Genomic DNA, 24,296 nt, shown 5'->3' on the forward strand with positions numbered 1-24,296 from the left:
AAACGCTACTTCTAAGCTAGAACAAATTACCAGCAATCTATTGCTGGGTTTGTGATACTTTAAAGTAATTGAAGAATGTTCAATTAGGTCATTAAAATAAACCTCAACGCTATGAATTATTGGGTATAAATGTATGTGGATAGCACTGACGATACTTGCGGCTTTTATGCAATCTTGGCGTAATGCATTTCAAAGCGAGCTGAGTCAGCAAGTGAAAGTCAGTGGTGTCACCTTGGCGCGCTTTATTTGGGCAGGTCCAATTGTTGCTTTATACCTTTTCAGCCTTTATCAATTTCAACCCAGTGAGTTTCCCAGTTTTAGTTATCAATTTTATGCTTTTGTCATTGGGGCATCTTTGATGCAAATTTTGGCTACGGGATTGATGGTTAAACTATTTCAGTTAAAGAACTTTGCTGTTGGTGCGGGGCTTGCGAAAAGTGAGGCCTTGGTCGCGGCGATATTAGGTGTGCTGTTTTTTGGTACGAGTTTGAGTTTGTTAGGCTGGATTGGTGTGATCATTGGTGCGGTTGCTGTAATGCTGTTAAGCACTCAACGGGGTATTAAGCGATTATCGCTTAATACCATAGTGCTTGGTATTGGCAGTGGGGTTGCATTTGCGTTCACATCCCTTTGGGTACGAGAGGCAAGCTTGCTGCTCATGACTGACTCAGCGATGTATGACCCTATTCCATTTACCCATAGAGCTGCATGGGTGTTGTTATCTGTTATTGGTCTACAGACATTGATACTGGTCAGTTACCTTGGGATTAAAGACCGAGCGACATTACTGGCGCTTTGGCATAGACCAAGGTTAACGCTTTCAATCAGTGTGTGTAGCTGTATCGCTTCTATAGGTTGGTTTAGTGCAATGTCGTTGCAAGCTGTGCCTTATGTGAAAACCTTAGGTCAAATTGAAGTGTTTTTCACTATGCTCATTAGCGTATTTTGGTTAAAACAAAAAGTGAAGGTTAACGAAATATTGGGTTTAGTCTTAATAGCACTAGCTGCAATTTTGGTGATGTGGACTTAACATTTGGCTGCAGCTGACGGGGTAACCCCATTTGGGGTTTAATGCCTTATATTGATTTTAATTTGTTGTTTTTTCGTACTATACTAGCCTGAGTAAAACCAAGAAGTCTTATTCAGGGAGTGTTTTATGAATCACCTTGCTCGACAACTGAGTGTTGCCATTGGCTGCACTAGCCTCTTATTTACATTAAGTTCTAATGTTCACAGTGCTACTCTTTCGACAGAAAGTTTAGCGCCTGAAGGTAGTCAATTATCAGGTGCCGCAACTTTTACTCCCGAACAAGTTACCCCGCCTCAAGACAGTGAGTTTGATTGGCTACAGTTAACTTCGATGGAGCTGTTAAAAGGGGAAATAAAAAACCTGTATGATGATCAGCTTGAGTTTGAAAGCGATGAACTCGACACTCTTTTTATTGATTGGGATGACGTTAAAGTACTGCAAAGTGCTGGTACGGTCAGTATTGGCTTTTTAGATTTAAGCACCCAAAGCGGACAGTTATTGGTGCGTGACGGTAAAATGTTTATTGATGGTAAAGAGTTTCAGCGAGAGCAAATTCTGACCATTATCGCAGGCGAGCAAACTGAATCTAATTACTGGTCGAGTAAAATTAGTTTAGGTGCCAATTTTAGATCGGGTAACACTGAGCAAATTGATTACAGTGCTATCGCGAAAACTAAACGCAGAACCACTGAGTCTCGATTTAATATTGACTATATCGGTAACTATTCTAAATCAGACAGTGAAGAGAAAATTAATAACAACCGTATTAATACCAACTTCGATTGGTTTTTATCTAAGCAGTTTTATTTGCGCCCAGTGTTTGCTGAGATTTATACCGATAAGTTTTTAAACATTGAATACAAACTAACTTTAGGTTCGGGTTTAGGTTATAACATCATTGATACTTCGAAAACCGAGTGGAGTATTTCAGGTGGTCCAGCATATACCTATACTAAGTTTAATAATGTCGAAGCGGGAGAAAGTACAGACAGTAGCTCCGCAACTGTGGTAGTTGAGACGGTTTATGATACCGAAATAACCAGCGATATCGATTTTATCACTTCTTATCGGGTGCAATACGGTGATGATGATTCTGGTGGTTATACTCATCATGCTTTAGCGACACTTGAGATTGAGTTAACCGATATCTTCGATTTAGATTTATCGTTTGTCTGGGATCACACTGCGAGCCCTCAACCTGATTCTGACGGCAATACGCCAAAAGAAAATGATTACCAGTTTATCGTGGGTTTTGGTATCGATATCTAACCGTTAATCGGTCTCAGTTAAAGTCAACGAATCATCAAATTAGGACCTATTGAAAGGTCCTTTTTTATGTCTGAAATTCTTGTTGTGACAATAATAATTAATACTCAGTTGGCTTACGAGTAACCCAAGCGTTGCGCCCGTGAGAATATCGCCCAAATAATGATAATTTTGCAGTAATTGCTCTAAAACTACCGCCAACATCGCAAATATCCATATCAACTTAAAACGAGGGAAACATTGCCAAAACAACGATGCGAATGTAAACGTCAATAGGGTGTGTCCTGACGGGAAAGAATGAAAGCCTGCCGATAAAGAAAACGGATAAAATGCCTCTACGCCATGGGATATCCAAGAGAGGTTATTGTTAGTCCAAGTTTCTGGCCAAGTGCGGCCAAACACTATCTTGGCGCTGACTCTGATAATAGTGGCGTTGATTGCAACCAATAAGATGATATTTCTTAGATGATAAAGGCGCAGTTGATAGGGCTTAATTAGGCTAAGCACAACGATGATGAAGGCCAATATTTCCAGCACCAAAGGACTTTTGGATAATGACTCTAGCACAGCATGTGTTTGGCTTGAGTAGGCAAAGCTGGCTATTTTTACATGCATTACATGATGTATATATTCAGCTAGTGGGCGGTCAAAGTAGGTTATACAAAATAAAACCCCAAGCAGCATACTGATATACCCTGCAACAATAGCGGGCCTGAAAGGTTGGTAAGTGGGCGTAAAAGTCGGTTTGGTCATAAGACTAAGGCAGCTTTTTATTAGTGAGTACAAGGCTGTTTGTATAAGCTCAAGGCTGTTATTTTAAGGCTCAGGGCTGTTATCTTAAAGCTCAGGACTGTTATCTTAAAGCTCAAGGCTGCTATCTTAAAGCTCAAGGCTGTTTATATAAGCTCAGGGCTGTTATCAATAAGTCTAGCGTCAATCCTATAATGAGCTGACATCATCCACGAGTTGGTCATTCACAGGGGTAGCAATATGATGATATTTCGCCCGTGACGTGACATAGCCATTAATTTGATGTATTTCAGTTTGACGTTGGTGCGCAATATCTTGATGCATTGAGGAGTAGTTATTCGCCGTCAGTGCGATAACCTGATAGACGTTTTCAACCATTACTTGTTTGGATAGTATTACGCCGTCTGCATTAGCCACCATGATACATTCGTCGATAATATTATCTATGCGCGCTTGGTATTGCGGTTTAGCGAGTTGACCGTTACGGCACTGTTCTATGGCCGTAAGTGGATTAATCGCACAGTTGATGACCAGTTTTTGCCAAAGGGCTAAACGAATGTCCTCGCTTTCGTGACAATCAGGTATTGCTTGGGTTAACAGTGCCAATTGCTTCTCTGTTAATTTTTTGCCTTTTAAATGGCCCAACATTGTCTTACCTGTACCGGTTTGACGCACATGAAGCTTGTTGCATTTTAATGCCGCTTGCGATGTTGTGCCAAGATAAAGGTTAATGTCGTCTCTTTGATGTTGTGCCAATAAAGCGAGGGTATCTAAATGCGGTCCCATGCCATTATGCAACAACAGCAATGTGCATTGCTGCGGCAGGCTATCGATGAGTGGCCTGATGGCATGCGTCACTTGATAAGACTTTACACAAACGATGATTAACGAAACTGAGGCAAGTTGAGTGTGAGTTATCGTGTTTACATCGCAAATCATCCCTTCAATGATCTGCGTCTCGCTGGTGGCTTCCTTTGAAAAAGGTTCAAATGTCAGTGCGTGTTCTTTGATTATATCCCTACCGAGTAATATCGGCTGAGTGAACTCAGATAACTGCTTGTAAACCAACATGCCGATGGCGCCAGCACCAAGAATGGCAACCGTAGGTTTAGTGGCGGCAACCGTTTTGGTTGTGTGAGGCTGAAGCATAATGGGCTCGCTGATTATACTTTTGAAGCAGGTTTAGGGAGTAATTTAGCCGCTTGGTACTTTCTAAATACAAATAAAAAAAGATAGAACAATGCAATCCCCAGTACGTCAGCGACCACATCGGCAACCGAGGCGCTTCGGTAAGGTATTTGGGATTGGATAACTTCAATTAAAATCGCATAAGCAGTGAGGACAGAGCACATCCAATACCATTTAGGTTTAAACGCAAAGTAAGCGAGAAACGCCAACCCTAAAAAGCTGACCGTATGGCCGACTTTATCCATATTTGAGAAGGTAACTGGGTAATTAGGTTTGGAAAAGACTAAGTAACTCACCACAAGTACTGCGACTACAAATGCGCCTGTAAAAAAAAGTTTTAATTTCATGCTGTGGTTAACTTAGCCTGATGCAATATCGTTTCGATGCAGCAATGATAGAAAATACCACGATTAATGTCATTAACTTCCAGATAATTATTGTTTTCTATTTTATGGAGGGTTTGCCCAGTGGTGGAAAATGCTAGAATAGTGGCATCGTAAATAGGGGAGAATTCCAATGCCATCTATGGATATTGTGTCAGAAGTTGATGAAGTCGAACTACGTAATGCTGTCGAAAACTCACGTCGTGAGCTTGCTGGGCGTTTTGACTTTCGTGGTAAAGAAGCTGAAATCGAACATAAAGATAATGTGGTTACACTGAAAGCTGAAGATGATTTTCAGTGTCGTCAATTGGTAGATATTTTACGTATACAATTAAGTAAACGTAACGTTGAACCATCAGCGATGGAAGTGGATGAAAAGTCAGTTCATAGCGGTAAAACCTTCAGTTTAAAAGTAAAGTTTAAGCAAGGGATTGATAGTTTAATTGCCAAAAAGTTGGTTAAACAAATCAAAGACAGCAAATTGAAAGTACAATCGGCGATTCAAGGCGACTCTGTTCGTGTGACGGGTAAAAAGCGTGATGATTTGCAAGCGGTCATGCGCTTAGCAAAAGAGTCCGAATTAGGGCAGCCTTTTCAGTTTAATAATTTTCGTGACTGATAAGTTTCAATTCGCTTATTTGAATGATGCAAGCGCCGTAGCCGTTAAAGGTTACGGCGTTTTTTATTACCTAAATCATTAATCGATAAAAATTCATTTTTTATTTAAGTTGTGAGCGTTTGCGGTCGCCTTGTTGCTGCACACCTTTCATTAAGACACTTTAAGATTCGCGTTATGAGCACTGCAAAAATGAAATTTGCCATCGATGATGGTTCTACCAATGTCAAAATTAGCTGGATTGAAAATGACAAAGTACATTGTGTGACTTCTCCTAATTCGTTTAGGAAAGATTGGAAAAGTGCTGCATTACTCAATGGAAAGAAGATATTTAATTATCAAATAGGTTCGACCAAATACACCTTTGATGCCACATCGGACAGAGCGTTATCAACCACTCATGTGGCATATCAGTACGATGATTTAAACCTATTATCAGTGCATCATGCCTTGCTTCAAACGGGTGTAGCGCCATGCCCTGTGAGCATTTTGGTCACCTTACCAATTACTGAATATTACAATGCTGATGATTGCCAAAAGAATGAAGCCAACATCGCCCGTAAAAAAGAAAACTTATTGCGTGAAATTTCGCTCAATAAAGGTGAGTTATTCGAGATAGTGGATGTTGAAGTGCTGCCTGAAAGCTTGCCTGCGGTGTTAACAACGTTAGTGGATTCTGGTATCAATGCCTTTACTAAATCGTTAGTCATTGATGTTGGTGGCACAACCTTGGATATGGGCGTGATCGTTGGTGAATTTGATGACGTGTCGAGTGTATACGGCAATGCCACTATCGGAGTATCTATGGTGACAGACGCCGCGAGAAAAGCCTTGGCAGCAGCTGATAGTGACGCAAGTTACTTGGTGGCAAATGAGCTAATTAAGCACCGTCATGACCGTGAGTTTGCTTGTGAAGTTATTAATGATTTAAGCAAAGTTGATTGGGTGCTTGAATGTATTGAGAACAAAATTCAAGAACTCGGTAATGCAATTGCTTATGAAGCCAAAACCTTTATGCGTAACCCTAACCGCGTTTATCTTGTGGGCGGTGGCGCTATGCTGATTGAAGAAGCTGTGCATGACGTTTACCCAAGCTTAGGTGAAAAAATCGTGTTACTTGAACAGCCTCAAGAAGCCCTATCTCGTGAGATCTGTTGTTATCACGCAGCTTAATAGGTAACTTTTATGCGAATTCAGTGTACGTTTAATTTAGCGCCAGAGCTACATAAGCAACATAGCTTTGCTATTGATAATTTAAGAGCTTGGCAAGAAACGGAAAAAAGCCGTGGTGATGATAAAGATATTGCCCTTCAGCGGCGCAGTCACTTTCATCGAGACATCTACCTCAGCGGCCTTTATTTGCACCAAGTCTCGGCTGATTTACCTAGGCTAATTAGTGAGCAATATCATGTGGATGGCGTCAGTGCTGCTCGATTAATGAAGCAAATAAGCTTATTTGATGACACTGAAAGTGATCTCAGCAATAGAGCCTGGCCTTGCCACATCGCATCAAGGTCTAGAGGAAGCTCAATGGCAACAGTTAGAAGCTATATTGGCAAGTCACCGAGAGGAAGTCTTAAAGCAGCAGGAGGCGAGTGCACAGCAAGAGCTTCAAGCGCAGCAAAGCTTGTATCAAAGCCATTTTGAAAAAATGCAGCTCAATACAACAGAAGCCGTCGGCGGATTAGAAGCGTCGCTGTGTGGCAAGCTTACCACTGAACTGCAAGAGACAATTAACAGTGCTGATATTAATCGAGTTGATATTAATTGTGTTGAAATTAGTAATGCGCTAACGACATTAAGCGAGCAAGTAGCATCGGTTGAACACAATAACCAAAAAATGCTATCTGCACTGACACAACAAATTGAATCAATGTCGGCAAGCTTGCCTGATAATATGCTTTCAGCTCAAGATGACCGTGTGCCATTCACTGATATTCAAACCTCCATTGAGACTAATCAAAAAGCGATTCAGCAGTCTATTTTGCTATTACAACAACAGTTAACCAGCCAATTTCAAGCGGTAGCAGATAAGCTAAATCAAGGATTATCGGTCAGTGGCTCTCAAATGGGCGCTACAGAGTTGGCTGAGTCTCAGCTAACGTCTCAATTGGCTCGAGCCAGCAAAGTTAAGTCAAAAGGCTTGTGGTAACTGCAGTGCTGTATATGTAATGCGTATAAAAAGCCCAACGTTAAGTTGGGCTTTTTGTTGTGACTAACTGTATTCGATGACGTGTGAATGCTGCTGTGCTGTATACGTGTTAAGTCTGTTAACTCTGCTAAGTGAGTTTATTGGCGTCACTATTTACGTCAGCGCTTTTTCGTTAGCGCTATTTGCATCAGGGTTTGCTGATGCTGTTTGCTTATCAGCCTGTTGGCAGGGGAGGGTAGCGCTGTAATAAGCTAATCATCAATAAAACAGGGAAGCCAATTAAACTGGCAGCAATAAAGAAGTTAACGTAGCCAAATGCGTTTACATATACCCCAGAAAACCCTGCAATAAACTTAGGAATAGCAGCATAATTGACGACAGTAATGCATATTGGCTGGCACTGTATCCGCTGCTAGTTAAGCTGGATAGGTAAGCAATAAAGGCGGCAGTTGCAATCCCTGCACTAAAGTTGTCTACCGAAATGGCAAAGGTTAGAAATGGCACGTTGTAACCAATGTACGCCTGCCAAGCAAACAGTAGATTGGTGACTGCAACAAGTAAAGCACCGACAAATAAAATCTTCATCGTGCCATAACGCATAATTAAAATGCCGCCCGCACCAGCACCGAGTAAAGTCATGATTAATCCATAAACTTTACTTAAAAACGCAATTTCTTCTTTGCTAAAGCCCATATCGACGTAAAACACATTTGCCATAATTCCCATCACAATATCTGAGATCCGATAACAAGAAATCAGTAATAAAATCAGGATGGCACTTTTGCCGTAGCGCTTGAAAAAGTCGACAAATGGCAACACGCTTGCACTGTATAACCAGGCCATAGCACTTGCCATTTTAGTCGGGTATTTTTGAGCAAATTTTTGCTTTAATTGGCGTTCGTTCTCATCAGCATCTTTAGTATCAACTTGGGGCTCCTTACAGAATAAGGTGGTAATGAGCCCCACTGACATGAGCATTGCCATGACAAAGTAAGCGGTTTGCCATGCCTCTAAATTATAGTCAGTGTTACCTGGGTCAACCCATGCGGCTATAGATAATGCGCCAGCTGTGGCCACTATCATAGCGCCGCGATAACCCACTTGGTACGCAGCAGCTAATGCCGCTTGCATGTCTTGAGGTGCAGATTCTATTCGAAAGGCATCAATCACAATATCTTGAGTGGCAGAGGCAAAAGCCAGAATGAGAGCAAAAATGGCTAGCTGTTCTAAATCAACGAGGGGATCGCTTTGTGCCATACCTAATATCGCAGCTACAAGACCAAGTTGGGCAAAGAGCATCCAACCTCGTCGCCGTCCAAATAACCGTGTAAATACTGGCAGTGCCATTCTGTCAACCAATGGTGACCAAGCCCACTTAAAGGCATAGGTGAGGGCTATCCAGCTAAAATAACCTATAGCCGCACGGTCAACACCGGCTTCTCTAAGCCAAAAGCTAAGAGTGGAAAACACCAGCATGAGAGGCAAGCCTGCAGAAAACCCAAGCAATAACATTGCAAGGACACGTTTGTGATAATAAACAGATAAGGCTTCACGGGTACGAGATAACAGTTCTGACATTAAGGCAACTGATTGAAGGAGAATGGCTCTAGCTTATGCTGCGCTGCTCATTGGTTCAAGCCATTCTGATTGGAAATTTAACCTATTATAAAAACAGGGATAACAAAGGGAAACTTTTGGTTAATTTGTCGGCCGTAAACCGATACAACCTGATGGCATTGTGCCACCTATATTAATGTAATCGCAGCAATCATCGACTTGTTGACGTAAGAATTGATTACCTCTAATTACAATCGCGGGCCATTGGTCAAAACAATGGAGAAGATGCCAAAATACTTTTTCTGTGTCGGTAGGAGTTTGGGGTTCGAAAGTCGGGCTATCGGCAATAGATTGCCACTCTTCAAGTACGTCCCACATGTAGAGCTTAATTTCGCTGTGCTCTAATTGGTTATTTAAAAATGCTTTCCCATAATAGGCAAGCTGCGGCGCCTTTGTTTCTATGAAGTCATTTGGGGTCATTGATGACATCCTTTTTTAAATACAATCCATGAACAAAATCTGATAAATGAATACAAGAGTGTGAGCTTGTGATGTCACACGGAAATCAAAACACGGGAGTAAAACAGTGAATAGGTTAGGTAAGTATAGTCAGGATTGTTGAATATTTACTCGAATTTACATTGTCATCGAAAATTCAGTGTTTTGTTCTGGAATAATTTGTAAACCAAAGATAACAGGCTAAAAAAACTGGAGTAAAATCAGTGTTTCACTCCAGCTGTTGTTGAAAAAATGATTTAATAAAAAGTGGCAATTATGGCCCTTTTTTATTTTTTCAGTAGTGTCGCTTTATTCAGTTTGATTTCTTTGATAGGGAAATCAGGCCAGTTTAATTCATCGTTATGGCCAGTCGGCACATAAGACATAGCTTCTAAAACTGCCATTCCTTCAATGACTTCGCCAAATACCGCATATCCCCAACGGCGTTTTGAAGGGTTAAGGTTTTTATTGTCACCTACATTAAAGTAAAACTGACGGGTCGCAGAATGCGGATCATTATCACGAGCCATGGCAATCGTGCCCATACTGTTTGATAACCCGTTTCCTGATTCGTTAAATAGTGGATCCATAGATTCACGTTCTTCAAGCTCAGGGCTCAGGCCGCCACCTTGAACAACAAAGTCAGCGATAATACGGTGAAAAATCGTATTGTCGTATTCACCTTTAACGACATAAGTAAGGAAGTTGTCGACAGTGAGCGGGGCACGGGTGCGATCCAATTCAACGACGATTTTACCCATAGTGGTATCAAACTCGACTTGTGGGTAAAGCGTGTTAGGTTGAATATCAATGGCGGCTTGGCTCACCATGGATGTCAGTAACAAAATGCTGGCAGCAATCCACTTTAGCATGAGATCTTCCTTATTCGGGGTGAGTGTTATTGTTGTAAAAACTGATGCAGTTCTGCATCGTTTATGATTTTAGTGGTTAACTCATCAATGAGTTTGTTCATGTCTAATTCAAGAGTGGCAAAGTCAGGGCTAAATGGGCCTTTTAACATGCCTCTTGCATTGTAAATCTTAGTGAATTCTTGGTTCTCGTTTTTTGCGACAACATTGATAGTTAATGCTGTTTTTGCTTCAAAACCGAATGTTGACTCTGTGACATCTGTAAGTAGATAGTCTAATTGGAATTGTGCGGTGTGGCTGGCCGCTGGGTCGACTTGATAACCAGCATTTCTCATTGCCTTTTTAAATACGTCATCAAGCTGTTGCCTAATAGGTTCACTTGGGCTGACCAATTTTGCAGCTTCGCCTTCTTTGTTAAATCTCACAATAAAGTTAGCTTTACGAACGTCAATGGTGCTGACTGCAACAGAATCAAAGCGATCAATTTTATACTCTGATACAGGCACATTGGGGTTTAGTGCAATATGAGTGGGTGTATGACTGGCGCAAGCGGTTAAAAATAGGGCGGAGCAAAGCACTAATGACAATGATTTCATAACTAAAAATAATAAAAAATGGTGGGCTCAGAATAACAGATTTTAAGTACCAATCCAGCCTAATTAGTGCAGTTAATTAGCGTAACCTGATATCCATATTGAGGATTTGAGCAGTAAAAATATTATTCGCAAATTCACGCTATTTGACTTCAACTGTTAATTTGTTCACGTTAGAGTAATTAGTGCGCAAGCGTAATAAACCACATACAGAGATAACACACGGAATAAGTATGTCAATGAATCACTTACAACTTGCACCTGACAAGCTAATGAATGCTGAAGGACAACCTATATTTGGTCATTTTGATGGTGCGGTATCAGATCTAAGCATTAAACAGTTTCACTATTTCAATGAAATGGATAAGCCTTGCTCTTGGTGGGCAAAGTACTTTGATTATAAGCAGTTTCAGTTTATCAATATCACCACGCCTAGGTATATCATTGGTGTTGCTATAGCTGATATCCGCTATGTTGGTAGTAGTTTTTGTTATTTGTATGATATTGAAAAAAACCGCTTAACTGAAACTCAAGCCTTAAAACCACTGTCATGGGGAATGTCGGTTTCGCGCTCTCCTTTGCAAGGTAAAGCCCGTATTAAGCACAAACAAGGTCCTATTGTTTTTTCCATCAAAGAAGGCGTATGGCAACTCAGTATTCAAACTGACGATATTCAGGCCGAGTTAACGTTAGAGCCGCCTGTGCTGAGTTTACCTATGAGCTTATGTACCCCAACGGGGTATAACGGCTGGACGTACACCCAAAAACACAATGGCTTAAAAGTTAAAGGCAGCTTAACCATTAAGCATGAGCCACAGCCTTTACAATACGCACTTGGCGGCTATGACTTCTCTGCGGGGTATATGCGCCGTGAAACGAGCTGGCGCTGGGCGTCAATCAATGCGCAGGTTGAGCATGGCGTGCTTGGACTTAATCTTGCTGCTGGCGTAAATGAAACAGGTGCAACGGAAAATGTGCTTTGGATAAATGGCGAGCGACATTTATTGCCTGCGGTTAAGTTTGATTTTAATCGACATGTAAGTGACGATTATTGGCAGCTTAGCACCGCTGATAACCAAGTGGATTTGACCTTTAGGGCGTTAAATTGTCGTAGTGAAAAACGTAATTTTGGCTTTTTGAAAAGTAACTTCAGACAGTACATTGGTTATTTTAGTGGCCATATTATTGATAATAATAACCGTAAACATGTTTTACGAAACCAGCTTGGGCTGACAGAAGATCATTTTGCTAAATGGTAGGCCTTGTTTAATAACGACATGCAGGGTTCAGAAACTAACATCAAAAAATAAGTTCAAAATAATAATAACTAGGATGGACATTCAATGGATTTGAATTCAATTATCGATCACCCCGAAGCACTACTTTTAGTGCTTGCGCCTGTGTTCTTTATTTGCATTTTATTGGAGTGGTTTTTAGGGGATTTACGCCACAAATTACCGCTTTCTGCTCGTTATCAAAAAGCGGAGGTCTGGTGTAATGTTTGTTTAGCTGGCATGCATCAATTGACTGACATTCTTGCTGGCCTGTTAATCGCGAAAGTGTATTTATACTTTTTTGGCTGGAAGTTATTTGATATTGAGATGGGGGTACTCAGTTTCCTCTTATTGATGGTGTTACAAGACTTCTTTTATTACTGGTTTCATCGTGCAAGTCACCGGATCCGTTGGATGTGGGCCGCACATGTGGTGCATCACAGCTCTGAAAATATGAATTTTAGTACAGCCTTCAGGCAGAGCTTAATGTATCCATTGGCTGGAATGTGGTTATTCTGGCTACCCTTGATAGTGATTGGTTTTGAACCTAATTGGGTGGTGTTTGTGGTGTTACTGAACTTAGGGTTACAGTTTTTTGTGCACACCCAAGCGGTGAAGACGCTTGGACCAATTGAGTGGATTTTTAACACGCCTTCCCATCACAGAGTTCACCATGGTCAAAACCCTGAGTATATAGATAAGAACTATGCTGGGGTGTTGATCATATGGGATAAGATATTTGGTACCTTTGAGCCTGAAAAAGCGACGGTTATTTATGGGATTACAAAACCGGTAAATAGCATGAATCCGATAGTGGTTAGCTTTGCCGAATGGCGAGATATGTTCAAAGATGTCAGTCAGCCTGACTTATCGATTAAGCAGCGCTTGTCGGTGTTATTCGCGCCGCCACAACAAGAAACGTCTACAAAGAAGTAAGCACATAAGCTGCTAATTCTTGTCGCTAGATACTCTTTCAATGTTATGCGGTTCTTAGATTGGGGATTTGGGTGATTGTGGCAACTGAAGTTTTATTGATGGGGTTAGGGGCGAGATAGGAAATGGCCTAACCTACATTATTGATACCTGAAAGGGAGTGGATACCAATAAAGTAGGTTGAGCCAAATAAAAAAGGGCTCTTTGGGTACAGCCCCAGCTTAAATTATCTTTAGCTAATTCATTAGCCTGCATTAATTGAACCGCTGAGCAATGAGTAGTTAATCGGCGACTCATCAACACGAGGACAAATGTTTTTTACGATAGAGATAATGTCTTGCTAAACTGATTAAACTCGACCTTGTCTACGATTGCGCCTTTATGCTGAATAACAAATGCAGCCGATTTAGAGGCAAGGTCAATGGCATCTAATACCGCAATACTATTCATTCTTGCCCCTAAATACACACCGTTAAACGAGTCACCAGCGGAGGTGGTATCCACCACATTCGTGACAGGTTTTACCTTAAATTCAACTGGCTCAGATTGGTTAAATAATGCGACGACAGATTCAGGACCATTTTTAATGATGAGCTCGTCAATGCCGAATGGGGCTAAAAAACCTATCATGTCAGCAGCGTTATTTATGGCGTAAAGTTGTTCAAAATCGTCAATACCCGGTAGCAGAGTATCGGCGGCATGAAATGCCAGCTCAAATTGCGCTTTGGCTTCGTTCGGGCTTTGCCATAATCGAGGTCGATAGTTTGGGTCAAACACGATTTGCACACCGGATGCTTTTAATTGCTTCACCATAGACCAGAAATCATTTCTAGCCTGAGGCTCTACAACAGCTAATGAAATGCCTGAAAAGAAAAACATGTCACCAGCAGACAATTGCGCTATTTGCTCAGATTGAATGTGCTGCATAACTTGACGGGCTGCAGCATTTTCACGCCAATAGGTAAAGCTACGCTCACCATGTTCATCCAACTGTATCGAATATAAACCAGGGATCTTTGTGTCCGATGTAAACACTAAATCCGTACCAATGTTCTCATCTTTAAAATACTGAATCATATTAAGGCTGAATGGGTCTTTACCTACCGCTGTGACCAATTGCACGTTCACATCTGCAAACGTGCGCTTTAGATAAACAGCCGTGTTAAAAACATCACCAGCGAATGATTGCTTCATGGTGTTTGATGAGGTTGTCATCAACTCAATCATACATTCGCCAAGTAAAAACATGTTTTTCATTTACGGAGCCTTATTCACAAGGATTAAAAAAATATTGCTAAGTTATTGAGGCTTTTTGACAGGCTCAATTTTAGGAATCAACACCCAAACAGCAACAATGGCAATAACAGCTAATGACGCGCCAATAACAAACGCTGGTGTGTAGTTACCGTCTGCAGTGAGGTATGGCACTAATGCTGTTAAACCTAATGCACCTAATTTAGCAGCCATGCCAGAGAAACCTGCTAGTGAACCAACGGCTTTTTTACCGAATAAGTCACTAGGTAGCGTTTGCACATTACCAATAGCTGTTTGGAAGCCAAATAAGATCACCGCCATAATGATTACCGCAGTTGTTGGGCCACCAGGACTCGCCATGCTTATGAGTGCTGGGAGCATGATTAAACAACCTAAAGTGATCGTCAGTTTACGGGTCTTGTTAATATTCCAACCCGCTTTTATGCGATTTTGCGCTAGCAAACCACCGAACCAAGCTCCCAGCATTGCACCTACATATGGAACCCAACCGTAAATACCGATAGATTTAACATCCATACCGTAAACTTCGTTGAGGTAAATCGGGATCCAGAATACAAATAACCACCAAATAGGATCGATTGCAGCAGAGGCAATGATCACGCCCCAGCTTTGTTTGTGCTTTAACAGTTGACCTGTTGTTGGGTTATATTCTTCTTGGTCGCATTCACCTGAGTCGTCAGTTACTTTTTGACCTGTAAGAATATATTCACGTTCTGCTTCGGTGATCCAAGGGTGAGACTTAGGTGGTGCTTTAACCAAGATAATCCATGGAATAAGCCACAATAGACCGACTAGACCGATAACCACAAAAATCATTTGCCAGCTAAAATAAACTGTCATGTAAGCAATGAGTGGAATAGAAATAATACCGCCAATTGCTGCACCAGAATTGAAGATACCTTGTGCTAAAGCACGTTCTTTAGCTGGGAACCAATCAGCGTTACTTTTAGCCGCTCCAGGCCAGTTACCTGCTTCTGCTACACCGAGTATGGCGCGGAAAAAACTGAAACTTAATGCGCCTTGAGCGAATGCATGTAACGCAGTCGCAATCGACCAAACACCAATTGATAGAACAAACCCGAGGCGTGTACCGACCCAGTCAAAAATTTTGCCAAATATGGCTTGACCAAAGGCATAAGATAAAATGAACACAATAGAGATATTGGCGTAAATCTGTTTACGTTCTAGGGCAGACTCATCAGGGAAGATGTCTTCCACAATATCAGGCCACAGTACGCTAAGTGCAGAACGGTCAATGTAGTTAATAATTGTCGCAATGGCGATCAATAAAATTACCCACCAACGAAGGTTGTTGATTTTCATGCTAATCCCTCTACAAAATCTTCTCGAGCAGGACTGAAAGTATCAATTAAAATACCGCCAGTTGGGCAGGTTGCCCCATGGTCTGCATGGGGCGGAATGAAACAACTGTCTCCAGCTCTTAGGATTTTAGTGACACCATCGATATTGAAGTGAAATTCCCCTTCAACAACATAAGTCACTTGAGAATGACGATGGGCGTGGTTATAACCAATAGCACCTTTCTCGAACCAAATTTTGACGGCCATTAACTCATGGTTAAAGCCAAGCATTTGGCGTTTAAGACCGCCACCGATATCTTCGATTTCCGTTTCATTGCCAAATGAAAAGTGTTCACTCTGTTTCATTGTTAACTCCTACTGCGAAATTTGTATTAACTGGTATCTAGTGTCAAAACTGTATGTTTTGCCTAGATAAGAAAAGCGCTGGGTTGTGTTGTTATCTTTGTTGTTGTCCAAGCTATTCTTGGTTTGGTGGTTTATGGCAAGTACAAAAGCTGTACTACCTTGATTACTGAGAACGCTAAACCCGACAATGCTGAGATCACCTTGACGTTCATAAGTTAGGGTCTCTAAATTGCTGGTGGCATTAAGGGTGTATTCAGCCGATGGGTTATATTCGCCATGGGGCTCCAATACGCTCACAAAACGATGTTGCTTGCTATTGGTACGTTGAATAAAGCTATGCTCATTACGTAGGTTAAAGTCAGGGTCATTGGCCCCTAGCTGAGTAAATAACACGTCAGTATTGCCATCAACGATACTGCTATGGGTATAAAACAGACCGTTGTCGTTTAACCAAGTGACTTTTGCTACCCCTTTTTTAGGCGTCGCATTCGCTTTAAGCCACAGGTGTTGATAACCCGCTTGCTTACCAAGTGGGGTTAACTTTTCTGTTGCAGCTTGACGAGCAAAGTTGCTGTCGATTAGTTGCCCTTGGTAGTGTAATGGCAGATCATATTGATGTGAGTTGTCGCTATTAACCTCGACGATATCAAACACAAGTGGCGTGTCTTTGTCATCAACTTTGACAGAAACCAATGCCATGGTTCGGCTTATATTGACGTCATCATAAGCGGTATCGATATGAGCAGATGCTAGCGTTAATTTGTCATCATGATGATAGAAGTCGACGATAGGGTGATTTTTATTACCCACTTTTACATCACCTTTAAAATGACTGGTCTCGTCGACAACTAAGGTGTTGTGCGCAACGGTTTGTTTTGCCCATGTCTTATTTTCAGGTAGGTAACGTCCACCGGCTTTGGCTTCAATATTTAAGAATCTAGCAGCGCCATAATCTGAGACAATTTCTTCGCCTGCATCATAAAATTGCCATGTAAGCTTATCAAAATGACCGTGACCTAAGCCTTGAGCTGTTGCTTTGAATACGATTGCCTGATCAGTCGGGGTGTGCTGACGCATTACAATTAATGCACCTTCATCACCATTTTTACCATCAAGGAATTCACGTGAATTAAAAGGATAGTGGCTTGGCTTATTCGCATCGATTGCTTGCGCTAACTTAAGGCCATCTCCAGTGAGTAAGATTCTGTTTTGTTGTTTTGCAATATCAACTAAATCATTATTAGCTGTTAAGCCATAAGCAATGCTGACCGCAATCACAAGTTCAGTGGTATCTATGCCTTTACTCTTAATTGCATCATTTAACGGAAAGAATAAACGGTTGTAGCTTAATTCAACTGTGCTGTAGATAGCTTTGAGTAAAATATTATTGCGGTACTCAAAAATCTTGCGTTCAGGTTGATTTTGCTCGATGGCTTTTGCAAAGGTAACGAAAGGTAGTAAGGCATAGCGTTGATAATATGGCCCTTCATTGTAATAACCATCTGGTGAGAACAACTCATCTAGTTGACGTAAAAAACCGCCTTTGCCTGATTTTTCAAGATCAAGCAGTGCTGTTTCTACTAACTCAGGCTTATCTAACACAAAGCCAGTCATCCCCACAGCAGCAGTCGCCCAAGTACCATGATTATGAACCTTATTGAAGGTATGGGGTGATTGCACTGACAAGAAGTCTGCCACTGGAAGAAGAATGCCAGTTTCAATGGTTTTTCGCTGAGAGTCATCAAGCGAACTTACGATAAAGTCATACGCTTGGATGGTATAAACTAGCCATACCGCTTCATTCAGCCCTTGCCAAAATAACTTACCTTCGTTGCGTGACTTACGCTTTGGATGTAAAGGAAGGCTTGGGTATAGTTTGGCATACTCAAGTAACATATCACGCACATAATCAGCGTATTTTTGTTGTTGAGTCAGCTGATACATCATGCCAGCGTCGTACATTTGTTGATAGTTTTTCTTGTGGCGTTCGTGCGTATAACCCCCGCCAGCATCGACAGGAACAGGCACCAAAATCGGTTGTGTTAATAAGCTATCAACTTGAGCTTTTTGCGCTTCAAATGCTTGTTTAAATGAACCTGGTTGTTTAATTGCAGCACGCATAGTTAACACATCTTGCTGGTTTACAACTAAGTTTGGATGTGTCGATTGTGATGCATGCGCTGGTGATAATAAGGCGCTCACAGACACTAACAAAGTGACTGAGAAAGCAAATACACCAGAACGTCGTATGCTTTTTACTAAAGCTGATTGTTTGATTAAGGCTATCGATAAAGAAATCATAATTACTGCGCTTTATTGTTAGTGTGGTTAACCGTGTTATCAGCGATTAATGCAGTGGTTTTACCAATTGCATATAACTCTGTGACTTTAGGCTTGGCGGTATTGGTAAACTGATTGTGAGTGACCTTAGTAATGGGCTCACCAGTGGTGTGTTCAATGTTGACGTACGCACTATCTACAAATTGATTTTTATTGATGTCAGCAACTTGAGCGCCATGGAGGAACAAACTTGCATGGGTTTTATTGCGTTTGCCATTGCCGACTTGTTTAACGTCGTTATTTTTAAAGCTTAGGTGTGGGCCAAAGGTGCTTTCATCGGTGCCACCTCGATACAACTTCACAATAGCGCCTTCAATTTGGTTGAAGTGATTGTTATTGATAGTCAGATATTCAGCGTTATAAATACCTAAGTCGTCAGTTTCTTTATTGAGTCTAAAAATATCACCGGTAATGAGATTAAAGTTGTTGTTGATTATCTCGATGTTATTTGCAAATGAGCGTGCTCCAGAGTCAAAAAAGTGGAACGAATGGTTAATATTAAGCTGCTCGATATCACTGTTAAACATGCTGAAGCGGTAGTTGGTTAACATGCCCCATTTGCTGGTTCTAACAACGGTGTTGCCTGCAGAGTCTAAGCTGTTGGCACCACTAATTTTTACACTATCAAGCTTTAAGCTACCGCCATTTTGAATTTCAAATAAAGTTGGGCGACTAAAGGTGATCGTGGGCTTTTCTGTTTGCGCTGATTTAATGGTGAGTGTTTTATCAAGTTCAAGAATTTTCTCAACATGATACTGACCTGCTTTTAATAAAATGACATCACCATCTGCTGCTGACTTCACTTGATTAATAAAGGCTTCTGCATTAGCAACAGTATGCGTTTTTCCTGAATCAAATGCGGTTTCTGGCTCTGTTTTTGGGTACCAGTTAACACCTGTTTGCGACTTTAACGTTGGAGAAAGGCTTTTAGGAGCGCCAATGTTGTCATTACCTGACGTTGGGTAAAGTAAGCCATTTTTCTCGCGGGTTAATTTAATCTCTGTTGGCTTAATCCCTTGTTCAATCTCGTTATTCGATAGTTCATTAGAGATATTGTTTGAAAATGAAATTCCCGAAATATCGTCAAAAATAGAGAAGGGAGCTTGTTGATTATTATTAACAAATAGATTTTCAGAGACAGAAGAATCTTTTGGTACTGCTGAGCGTTCTTGATCGCTACCTGCAGCTAAATGAATGTGGTCGACATCGATAAAGCTATTATGGTGAACGTTAGCATTAACGACTTGGTGATAACGATTAATGGGCGAGTTAGGTACACCATTCATAATCGTAAAGCCGCTTCCGAATCGGTAACCTTTAAGACCTTCTAAATAGTTATTAGTAATGGTTTGGTCACGGTTAATAATTCGAATACCACCTGTGTGATCTACTCCATTACCCAAAAACACATTACTGTCGATGAGGTTACCATTGCCATGTCGTAAGGTAAGGGTTCCGCGTGATTCAAAAATGTATTATTGCTAACTTTATTATTAGCAGACTTAATTGAGATGATTTCTACTTCACCATCACAGCGGTCGAAATAGTTATTTTCAACAACGGTAAAAGAATCGCTCATCGAATAATGGCTGGTGCCAATGCGCAATGTTTCTCCGCCATTTGACCCAAGAATCGGTCTTGGACCAAAGTAGTTGTGATCAATTTTATGGTGATTTTCTTGGCTGGCTTCGGTATTTAATCTGACGGCTAATGTCACACCTTTATTGCGCTTTCCAACTAAATGGTTGTGGTCAAAACGGTTGTTTTTGCCATATAAAGACACCCAGTAATCAGACTCATGTCTATCTGGGTTGCTGTAATTATCAATCACGACTTCAGAAACGCGGGAGTTATTTGCGAGATCGTTTTTACTGGTTCTAAATGCAATGACTTCATTGCTTGGGGTGAAACCTGATTTAAAAACTAAGCCAGATACATGTAAATATTCACCTGACATTTTTAAGTTTGATTGACCAGAAAGGATAACTTTCCCTTTAGTCTCTGCCGTTAGTGAAATAGGAGCTTCTTTTGTACCTTGGCCTTTAAACTTAATTTCAAAATCCTGCCAAGTACCGTTAGCAAGAATAATGTTATCTCCAGCGACCAGCTTTTTTACTGTGTCTTTAAATTCATCAGGCGTGCTTACGGTATAGGAAGCGGCTTGAATATAGCTTGAAGAAAACACTAAACTCAGCATAAACGCGGACTTTAACGAAAGTGAGAACAACTTGTCATTGTTTGTTGGGCTATTTGTCGACTTGCTTTGAAAACTCATAATGACTCTCTTTTTATATTTATTAGCGCTAGGTCGTTTGATTACTTTGTTCAATCTTTACCTTGGAAATAAACTCCTATCTCAATCATCGAGATAGGAGCTGTACGACTAAGTTTTACTTGAGGTTAAAACTTAACTTTTGCACCAAGGAAATACTTAAAGCCTGAGCGAGAATAATCAGCAACTGTGGTGTCATTACCACGTGTTATGATTTTCGGCTCATTGTGCCGCGAAGTCCGCTTACTTTAATGACTTCCATATCAGGGCTGTCATTTTTATTATCTGCTTCTTGTTCTGATACTTGCGCATTTGGCGTTGTAACTTCAACAGCGTCAACTTCATTTTGTGCGAAAGCAGGTGATGCGATAAAGGCTAATAGTGCTGAACTGTAGAGTGCAGATTTTGGCTGAAAATGCCTTCTGCTTAATCTCAGTGCATTACTGATTTTATTGAGTTTCACGTTAATCTCCCCAGATTACATATTGCTTAATCAAAATGTGAACACAATCCTTTAAACACGATCTTTAAATACCACTCTATTTTAAATACAACTTTGTGTCTGAGTAGAAACTAACCAATGGTAAGGTGTTTTGTCAACCACTTTGTGTTACCAATTGTGCAAATTGTTTTTATTTTTGTTATTGCCAATAACAAATTATTAACTAGACTTAAGCTAGTGCGAAAATCGTTCAAGTACAATAAAAATTTCAAATAGGATTTGCGTTGACTTAGTAAATAGATATGATGGTAAGTAATAACTAAATCTAATTGGTTTTAACTATTGAAGGACCAGACATGAAGAATAGGCGTATGTTTTGGCGCATCGTTGAAGAGATTGAAGCGTCTATTGCTAACGGCGAATATGCACCAGGTAGTCGCTTACCGCCAGAAAGAGAGTTAGCTGAAAAGTTTGATGTCAGCAGACCCACCATTCGTGAAGCAATTATTGCACTGGAAGTGCGCGAAAAAATAGAAGTTAAAACAGGCTCGGGTGTGTATGTATTACAATCTGTTGCGACCAATAACCCTGCAAACAAGATTAATGCATTTGAATTAACTCAAGCTCGCGCCTTAGTAGAAGGTGAAATTGCTGCGTTAGCTGCCAATACTATCACTGAAGAAGAATTGGTTGAGTTAAATAAAACATTGATAATGATGGAAAATAAGTCTTATGTCGAAGAGGCTGATGAAATGTTCCATCAAATAATTGCCAATGCGACTCGTAACGGTGCATTGATTAAGTCATTTCAAAACCTATGGGCATTGCGTGCATCAAGCCAAAAAATAATTACTGATTACGACAGTGTTTGTAGTAAAGATAATAAGAAAACACTTGATGAGCATACTTCTATTTATAAAGCGTTAGCTGCAAACGATGCATCAGAAGCACGTTTAGCAATGCATAAGCACTTTAATAGATTAATCAATGTGTTATTCGATACTGTTGAAGCTCAAGCACTTGAAGAAGTCCGTCGTAAGAACAGCGAAAAACGTGATTTATACTCGATTGATAATTTGGTTAACCGATTGGGTTAATTAGTCCCTAGTGAGTAAAAGCGCAGTCGCTTTCACTAACAGATTAAAAGCCTTCTTTAACGAGAAGGCTTTTTATTTTATAAACAGTATTTTATAAACAGTATTTTATAAACAGTATTTTATTTGTATTGAACTAAGATGATTCTGTCAATATTAGTAAAAAGGCCTCTCGATATGAGAGGCCTTTTTTTCGCTCCAAACGAGGGGGGATCTGGAGCGCACAACCTGGTTAAACTAATAAAATAGATGTTTTAAACAATTAACATAGGCGTTGTTGAACCAGTTTTTATTCCTTAAAGGCATACTTTTTATGCTTAAAGGCTTAGCTGGTAAAGCTTTAACAGCTGTTTTATCTGCGTTTAAGTTCATTGAATTATATAAATGTTCTAAATTTGTAAACGCTGGAGGCCCTTGCAAGTGTGACTTGGAGCACGCTTTAAAACCAATAATATCTTTTAATAAAATTAATTGTCAACCAATTTATTTTGTGTGTTATTACCAATTAATTGTTGTGGTGAATATTGACAGATTACGGGTTGATAGTTCATTGAGTTTCGCGGCCATTTGAGCGAGAGTCATCATTGGTTTGTGCTACTAATGGTTGTTTATGGCTGGTTATGATGTGATCTAGCGAGGGCGTTAATAGTTATAGCACTAGATTTTATGTCAGCATGAATAAGACAAGCTTTAGCAATTAGTCTATTTCGGCATGTTTACTCTTCACTAATGCGTAGCGAGGAAACTGACATCTCGCTACGAGAATATCCCATTACCAAATCCATTGGACCTTGTTTTGAACAACTCGAATGTCCATTAAACTTGCCAGTTAGTCTGTTAATCTTGGAAAAAGTACCGTGGAGATAGCCATGTTGACGAAAGTTAATCGATGAGATTAACTCTCGTTTATTTAGTGGCTTGTAAAATGACAAACTTGCCATTTGATGCAACGGTAGTGCAATTTTTAAAAATACGTTTTAGTTTAATGTGGTAGGACAAATGACGGTTGCCAACAACATGTAAAATACCACCTGTCGCTAATCGTCTTTTGGCATCAAGAAACATTTGCCAAGCAATATGATCGGTAATTGCTTCTCCTTGGTGAAAAGGCGGATTACATAAGACTAAGTCGGCACTGACGTTTTCATCTAAGTGGGTTAAACAGTCATCCCAATGAAAATGTCCCTGATCATGATTGAGTCCGTTTGCTTGCCAGTTGTACTGACTTGATGCAATAGCCATTTCAGAATCATCGACAAAATGGATATGCGCTTGTGGGTACAGTTGTGCGGCACGTAAACCTAAAATGCCATTTCCACATCCTAAATCGATGATGGTTTTAAAGGCGCCTTCTGGCATATTATCTAGCATAATACGTGCGCCGATATCGAGTTTGTTGGCAGCAAATACATTACTGAAGTTATTGATGGTTAAATTAAACTCTTTAACTGGCCAAGAGACTTCTTTAAGTAATGATCGCTTTATCCCGTCAGCAGTACAGGTAATGATACGTGTTTTTTTCCACGTTAAACTTGCAGAAGATGGGCCTAAGTTTTGTTCAATGAGGCCAAGTAATGATTTATTAATATTCTTTGCTTTAGCACTAATTAGAATTTGAGTGCCCTCAGCTAATACTTGCGATAAACGTTGTAATTGCTGAGTAAAATAAGTCAGATTTTTAGGCAGTTTAACAATGACCAATTTAATGTCATCAGGCAGTTGCTCTCGGCTATTAAGGCGGGTGATGTTCGTTGGGGCCAACTCATTAGCGCTAAGGTTGTACTCTGCGCCAAGTAAACTGGTTTTAGCATCAGTTTCAATCCACAGCGGCCAGGTGTTGTCTAAACGAGTGAGGCCGCATTGAAGTGCGCCGAAATTGTCATTCAAAATAGCAGTATTAGCTGGAATATGTGCGGTTTCAACAAGGTGTTTTATTAAGTGCTCATCTGCGGCATCCCAAGCTTGCAGATTTGACTCTTGCTGCTTAGGGTAGCGAAATAACGCTAATTCAATACCTGCACAAGAAAACTCACTAACCGTCATTATTTTTTACCTAAAGCAACCATCATGAAATAGCCGGCAATTATCGCAGATAAG

The 24,296-nt window shown here is 40.5% G+C and carries 20 protein-coding genes and 2 pseudogenes; 8 read left to right on the forward strand and 14 right to left on the reverse strand.

The features are described 5' to 3' along the window. The first annotated feature begins 133 nt into the window (after positions 1-133). Together ACGEDC_RS13845 and ACGEDC_RS13850 are read left to right on the forward strand one after the other, a co-directional pair. Entirely contained in the window at positions 134-1,030 is an 897-nt protein-coding gene (locus tag ACGEDC_RS13845; RefSeq protein WP_394493936.1) for a multidrug transporter, read from the forward strand. A gap of 126 nt (positions 1,031-1,156) precedes the next feature. Continuing rightward, a complete protein-coding gene (locus ACGEDC_RS13850; protein WP_055024357.1) occupies positions 1,157-2,299 on the forward strand; it encodes a DUF481 domain-containing protein in 1,143 nt (380 codons plus the stop codon). Positions 2,300-2,338: 39 nt separating this feature from the next. Here the strand turns inward: ACGEDC_RS13850 and ACGEDC_RS13855 are convergent, their stop codons facing one another. From ACGEDC_RS13855 to ACGEDC_RS13865, 3 genes are all read right to left on the reverse strand, one after another. Next, positions 2,339-3,049 (reverse strand): phosphatase PAP2 family protein, encoded by a 711-nt coding sequence (locus tag ACGEDC_RS13855; protein ID WP_394493939.1) that lies wholly within the window; start codon positions 3,047-3,049, stop codon positions 2,339-2,341. A gap of 186 nt (positions 3,050-3,235) precedes the next feature. Next, positions 3,236-4,195, reverse strand: coding sequence for a ketopantoate reductase family protein (locus ACGEDC_RS13860; protein WP_394493941.1), 960 nt, complete (start codon positions 4,193-4,195; stop codon positions 3,236-3,238). A 14-nt stretch (positions 4,196-4,209) separates the two neighbouring features. Next, positions 4,210-4,581, reverse strand: coding sequence for a VanZ family protein (locus tag ACGEDC_RS13865; RefSeq protein WP_065108956.1), 372 nt, complete (start codon positions 4,579-4,581; stop codon positions 4,210-4,212). Between the two features lie 169 nt (positions 4,582-4,750). On the opposite strand from ACGEDC_RS13865, the gene ACGEDC_RS13870 reads away from it, so the two are divergent. The 3 genes from ACGEDC_RS13870 to ACGEDC_RS13880 all read left to right on the forward strand — a co-directional run bounded on the left by ACGEDC_RS13870 (position 4,751) and on the right by ACGEDC_RS13880 (position 7,385). After that, complete coding sequence (locus ACGEDC_RS13870; RefSeq protein WP_055024353.1) at positions 4,751-5,236, forward strand: YajQ family cyclic di-GMP-binding protein; 486 nt, start codon at positions 4,751-4,753, stop codon at positions 5,234-5,236. 174 nt (positions 5,237-5,410) lie between these two features. Continuing rightward, entirely contained in the window at positions 5,411-6,406 is a 996-nt protein-coding gene (gene parM, locus ACGEDC_RS13875) for a plasmid segregation protein ParM domain-containing protein (RefSeq protein ID WP_394493944.1), read from the forward strand. Between the two features lie 286 nt (positions 6,407-6,692). After that, on the forward strand, positions 6,693-7,385 hold the full coding sequence (locus tag ACGEDC_RS13880) for a hypothetical protein (RefSeq protein WP_394493946.1): 693 nt from the start codon (positions 6,693-6,695) through the stop codon (positions 7,383-7,385). A 214-nt stretch (positions 7,386-7,599) separates the two neighbouring features. Here ACGEDC_RS13880 and ACGEDC_RS13885 read toward each other — a convergent pair. From ACGEDC_RS13885 to ACGEDC_RS13900, 4 genes and pseudogenes are all read right to left on the reverse strand, one after another. Continuing rightward, positions 7,600-8,963 (reverse strand): annotated as a pseudogene (locus ACGEDC_RS13885) (AmpG family muropeptide MFS transporter). 120 nt (positions 8,964-9,083) lie between these two features. Continuing rightward, on the reverse strand, positions 9,084-9,422 hold the full coding sequence (locus tag ACGEDC_RS13890; RefSeq protein WP_055024350.1) for a hypothetical protein: 339 nt from the start codon (positions 9,420-9,422) through the stop codon (positions 9,084-9,086). A 305-nt stretch (positions 9,423-9,727) separates the two neighbouring features. Further along, positions 9,728-10,312: a peptidylprolyl isomerase gene (locus tag ACGEDC_RS13895; RefSeq protein ID WP_055024349.1), complete on the reverse strand. Its 585-nt coding sequence runs from the start codon at positions 10,310-10,312 to the stop codon at positions 9,728-9,730. A 26-nt stretch (positions 10,313-10,338) separates the two neighbouring features. Continuing rightward, positions 10,339-10,905 (reverse strand): YajG family lipoprotein, encoded by a 567-nt coding sequence (locus ACGEDC_RS13900; protein WP_055024348.1) that lies wholly within the window; start codon positions 10,903-10,905, stop codon positions 10,339-10,341. A gap of 230 nt (positions 10,906-11,135) precedes the next feature. On the opposite strand from ACGEDC_RS13900, the gene ACGEDC_RS13905 reads away from it, so the two are divergent. Next, on the forward strand, positions 11,136-12,161 hold the full coding sequence (locus ACGEDC_RS13905) for a DUF2804 domain-containing protein (RefSeq protein WP_055024347.1): 1,026 nt from the start codon (positions 11,136-11,138) through the stop codon (positions 12,159-12,161). Positions 12,162-12,245: 84 nt separating this feature from the next. Beyond that, positions 12,246-13,112, forward strand: coding sequence for a sterol desaturase family protein (locus ACGEDC_RS13910; protein WP_394493949.1), 867 nt, complete (start codon positions 12,246-12,248; stop codon positions 13,110-13,112). 315 nt (positions 13,113-13,427) lie between these two features. On the opposite strand, the gene ACGEDC_RS13915 is transcribed toward ACGEDC_RS13910, so the two are convergent. From ACGEDC_RS13915 to ACGEDC_RS13940, 6 genes and pseudogenes are all read right to left on the reverse strand, one after another. Beyond that, complete coding sequence (locus tag ACGEDC_RS13915; protein WP_394493951.1) at positions 13,428-14,366, reverse strand: sugar kinase; 939 nt, start codon at positions 14,364-14,366, stop codon at positions 13,428-13,430. Between the two features lie 42 nt (positions 14,367-14,408). Continuing rightward, positions 14,409-15,707 carry an MFS transporter gene (locus ACGEDC_RS13920; protein ID WP_055024344.1) on the reverse strand — a complete coding sequence of 433 codons (1,299 nt, stop codon included), beginning with the start codon at positions 15,705-15,707 and terminating at the stop codon, positions 14,409-14,411. Further along, the gene (locus tag ACGEDC_RS13925) at positions 15,704-16,051 is read right to left on the reverse strand and encodes a cupin domain-containing protein (protein WP_055024343.1); all 348 of its coding nucleotides are present in this window, start codon (positions 16,049-16,051) and stop codon (positions 15,704-15,706) included. Before ACGEDC_RS13925 ends, ACGEDC_RS13920 begins: the two co-directional genes overlap by 4 nt. 9 nt (positions 16,052-16,060) lie before the next feature. Beyond that, positions 16,061-18,352, reverse strand: a complete 2,292-nt coding sequence (locus tag ACGEDC_RS13930; protein ID WP_394493954.1) for a heparinase II/III domain-containing protein — start codon at positions 18,350-18,352, stop codon at positions 16,061-16,063. A gap of 2 nt (positions 18,353-18,354) precedes the next feature. Beyond that, positions 18,355-20,666: pseudogene (locus ACGEDC_RS13935) on the reverse strand (polysaccharide lyase 6 family protein). 205 nt (positions 20,667-20,871) lie between these two features. After that, a complete protein-coding gene (locus ACGEDC_RS13940; RefSeq protein ID WP_055024342.1) occupies positions 20,872-21,126 on the reverse strand; it encodes a hypothetical protein in 255 nt (84 codons plus the stop codon). A 335-nt stretch (positions 21,127-21,461) separates the two neighbouring features. Between ACGEDC_RS13940 and ACGEDC_RS13945 the strand changes: the two genes are divergently transcribed. After that, positions 21,462-22,202, forward strand: a complete 741-nt coding sequence (locus tag ACGEDC_RS13945) for a FadR/GntR family transcriptional regulator (protein WP_055024341.1) — start codon at positions 21,462-21,464, stop codon at positions 22,200-22,202. A gap of 903 nt (positions 22,203-23,105) precedes the next feature. Here ACGEDC_RS13945 and ACGEDC_RS13950 read toward each other — a convergent pair. Further along, positions 23,106-24,242, reverse strand: a complete 1,137-nt coding sequence (locus tag ACGEDC_RS13950; RefSeq protein WP_394493957.1) for a methyltransferase — start codon at positions 24,240-24,242, stop codon at positions 23,106-23,108. Positions 24,243-24,296: the final 54 nt, after the last annotated feature.

The sequence above is a fragment of the Shewanella sp. ENK2 genome (genome assembly GCF_043568515.1).
GTDB classification, from domain to species: domain Bacteria; phylum Pseudomonadota; class Gammaproteobacteria; order Enterobacterales; family Shewanellaceae; genus Shewanella; species Shewanella japonica.

Bases quoted from the DNA above. Each gene is read 5' to 3' on its own strand.
- ACGEDC_RS13895 (WP_055024349.1), bottom strand. From the start codon at position 10,312: ATGCTAAAGTGGATTGCTGCCAGCATTTTGTTACTGACATCCATGGTG.
- ACGEDC_RS13950 (WP_394493957.1), bottom strand. From the start codon at position 24,242: ATGACGGTTAGTGAGTTTTCTTGTGCAGGTATTGAATTAGCGTTATTT.
- ACGEDC_RS13865 (WP_065108956.1), bottom strand. From the start codon at position 4,581: ATGAAATTAAAACTTTTTTTTACAGGCGCATTTGTAGTCGCAGTACTT.
- ACGEDC_RS13870 (WP_055024353.1), top strand. From the start codon at position 4,751: ATGCCATCTATGGATATTGTGTCAGAAGTTGATGAAGTCGAACTACGT.
- ACGEDC_RS13925 (WP_055024343.1), bottom strand. From the start codon at position 16,051: ATGAAACAGAGTGAACACTTTTCATTTGGCAATGAAACGGAAATCGAA.
- ACGEDC_RS13860 (WP_394493941.1), bottom strand. From the start codon at position 4,195: ATGCTTCAGCCTCACACAACCAAAACGGTTGCCGCCACTAAACCTACG.
- ACGEDC_RS13920 (WP_055024344.1), bottom strand. From the start codon at position 15,707: ATGAAAATCAACAACCTTCGTTGGTGGGTAATTTTATTGATCGCCATT.
- ACGEDC_RS13845 (WP_394493936.1), top strand. From the start codon at position 134: ATGTGGATAGCACTGACGATACTTGCGGCTTTTATGCAATCTTGGCGT.
- parM (WP_394493944.1), top strand. From the start codon at position 5,411: ATGAGCACTGCAAAAATGAAATTTGCCATCGATGATGGTTCTACCAAT.
- ACGEDC_RS13910 (WP_394493949.1), top strand. From the start codon at position 12,246: ATGGATTTGAATTCAATTATCGATCACCCCGAAGCACTACTTTTAGTG.
- ACGEDC_RS13905 (WP_055024347.1), top strand. From the start codon at position 11,136: ATGTCAATGAATCACTTACAACTTGCACCTGACAAGCTAATGAATGCT.
- ACGEDC_RS13945 (WP_055024341.1), top strand. From the start codon at position 21,462: ATGAAGAATAGGCGTATGTTTTGGCGCATCGTTGAAGAGATTGAAGCG.
- ACGEDC_RS13880 (WP_394493946.1), top strand. From the start codon at position 6,693: ATGACACTGAAAGTGATCTCAGCAATAGAGCCTGGCCTTGCCACATCG.
- ACGEDC_RS13930 (WP_394493954.1), bottom strand. From the start codon at position 18,352: ATGATTTCTTTATCGATAGCCTTAATCAAACAATCAGCTTTAGTAAAA.
- ACGEDC_RS13900 (WP_055024348.1), bottom strand. From the start codon at position 10,905: ATGAAATCATTGTCATTAGTGCTTTGCTCCGCCCTATTTTTAACCGCT.
- ACGEDC_RS13890 (WP_055024350.1), bottom strand. From the start codon at position 9,422: ATGACCCCAAATGACTTCATAGAAACAAAGGCGCCGCAGCTTGCCTAT.
- ACGEDC_RS13850 (WP_055024357.1), top strand. From the start codon at position 1,157: ATGAATCACCTTGCTCGACAACTGAGTGTTGCCATTGGCTGCACTAGC.
- ACGEDC_RS13855 (WP_394493939.1), bottom strand. From the start codon at position 3,049: ATGACCAAACCGACTTTTACGCCCACTTACCAACCTTTCAGGCCCGCT.
- ACGEDC_RS13915 (WP_394493951.1), bottom strand. From the start codon at position 14,366: ATGAAAAACATGTTTTTACTTGGCGAATGTATGATTGAGTTGATGACA.